1 protein-coding gene and 1 pseudogene are annotated in these 2,179 nt (G+C 61.7%); one reads left to right on the forward strand and one right to left on the reverse strand.

All coding sequences use genetic code 11. The features are described from left to right. Positions 1 to 252: 252 nt before the first annotated feature. A complete protein-coding gene (locus tag AC1DW9_RS36530) occupies positions 253 to 1,275 on the reverse strand; it encodes an IS110 family RNA-guided transposase (RefSeq protein ID WP_476855406.1) in 1,023 nt (340 codons plus the stop codon). 24 nt (positions 1,276 to 1,299) lie between these two features. Between AC1DW9_RS36530 and AC1DW9_RS36535 the strand changes: the two are divergent. Continuing rightward, positions 1,300 to 1,938: pseudogene (locus AC1DW9_RS36535) on the forward strand (transposase family protein); the annotation flags it as partial. Positions 1,939 to 2,179 lie beyond the last annotated feature (241 nt).

Genomic DNA, 2,179 nt, shown 5'->3' on the forward strand with positions numbered 1-2,179 from the left:
TGTATGGACGGCCTCCGCGTGGCAAGGGCCATTTGGCGCTTCTGACGAGTTGGTCGGGTGCAGGCATGTATACGGCCTCTGATCGGCAGCGCATTGATGCCGCGGGCCCTGATGAAGTCCGCCGATCGGGTTCCTTTCAGGTTCGCGCGCTCTCGGCGCATGGCCCATAACGGATTGTCCCGATCCCGGCTCGACCGTTCGTCATCACACCATCAGCACCTCACCAATCCTTCGTAGCCCACTGCTGCTCTTTTACGCGACTGAGGCCTCGAACTTCTTCCCTGTCGTCATCAGCGCCCAAGCAATCCTGGCCATCTTGTTCGCAAGCGCGATGGCGACGACATTGTATGGCTTCGCCGCGAGCAGTCCGGCGGCCCATCGTGTCGGTGCCGCTTCTGCCTTGCGGCTGTAGCGAAGGACGGCGTGCGCTCCGACAACGAGAAGCCGGCGAATGTAAGCATCGCCTTGCTTACTGATCCTGCCGAGCCGGTCCTTGCCACCGGACGAGTTCTGCCGCGGAACGAGGCCGAGCCAGGCCGCAAGTTGCCGGCCGGATTTGAACAGCGACACRTCCGTGACAGTGGCAGCGATCGCGCTCGCGGTGATCGGGCCGATGCCGGGAATGGTCTCCAGCCGCCGGCTGAGTTCGTTCGAGCGATGCCAGCGAAGAATCTGATGATCCATCTCAGCAACCTTCGCATGAACCTCCCGCAACTGTTCGATAAGAGGACGGAGCGCTGCCCGCCCAAGCGCCGGGACGAGGTCGTGATCCTCGTCCTCGACCAGCGCAATCAACATGCCGACGCCGGCAACGCCTTGACGTGTCACGATCCCGAACTCGGCCAGGTGACCACGCAACGCGTTAACCAGCATCGTCCGTTGCCGGATCAGAAGCTCGCGGACTCTGTGCAGCATCAGCAGGCTTTGCTGCTCTTCGCTCTTCACCGGAACGAAGCGCATCGTTGGACGCGTCACCGCCTCGCAGATCGCCTCGGCGTCCATCGCATCGTTCTTCTGTCGCTTGACATAAGGCTTCACATAGGAGGCGGGCATCAGCCGAACCTCATGGCCAAGCCCAGTCAGAACCCGGGCCCAATGGTGTCCGCTCGCGCAGGCTTCAATGCCAATCAGGCATGGCGCCAATCCTTCGAAGAAGGGGGCGACAGCATCGCGGCGCAGCTTTTGCCGAACGACAACCGCGCCGTTGGCGTCGACGCCGTGAACCTGAAAAAGCTGTTTGGCGATGTCCAAACCGACTGTGATGATCCTCTCCATGGACGGCTCTCCCTCATGTGACCTTTGACAGCCACACTATGGCACCTCGATGCCGGGAGCGGAGGCCGTCCACCCCATCAGGTTCACCATGGGAGCGCCACGACGACAGAGGCGGTYCGTCGAGCGATACAGCATAGTCAAGAGAGCCTGAGGGCTCTGGCGAAGCGCTACGGCATCAACCAGAAGACGGTGGCCAAGTGGAAGAGACGGAGCTCGACGGCGGATCTCAAGACCGGTCCATGCGAGCCTCGATCGACCGTGCTGTCGATCGAGGAGGAGGCGGTSATCGTCGCCTTCCGCCGGCATACTCTGCTGCCGCTCGACGATTGCCTCTATGCTCTGCAGGCGACGATCCCGCATCTGAYGCGCTCATCATTGCACCGCTGCCTGCAGCGTCATGGCATCAGCCGGTTGCCGGAGGTGGCAGGAGACAAGGAGCCGAARAGGCGCTTCAAGTCCTACCCGATCGGCTACGTCCATATCGACATCGCCGAGGTACAGACTGCCGAGGGCAAGCTCTACCTCTACGTGGCCATTGATCGCACGAGCAAATTCGCCTTCGTCCAGGTGGTCAGGAAGACCGGCCGGACCTCGGCTTCTGCCTTCCTGGTGGCTCTGATCGACGCGGTACCGTACCGGGTCCACACCGTTCTCACGGACAACGTCCTATGTCGGGAAGCAGCTTTGGGCTTTGGCCAACAGGTCTCATCGCGCCGGCAGATCGCCGACGTCAGCAGTAAGCTGATCCAGATGGTTTCCACCGTCAACGGGATCGCTCCCAGCCATAGCAAACACAGGATCCAGCGGCATTGACGCGGCCGTGGTCCTCACCGTCCTCAAGACGAGATACGCACCCAGGTGGAAGGCCCGAACATTATCTACAGGGTCGCCTTTGGCGCCCTCA

The organism is Allobosea sp. P4_E12, assembly GCF_056401655.1.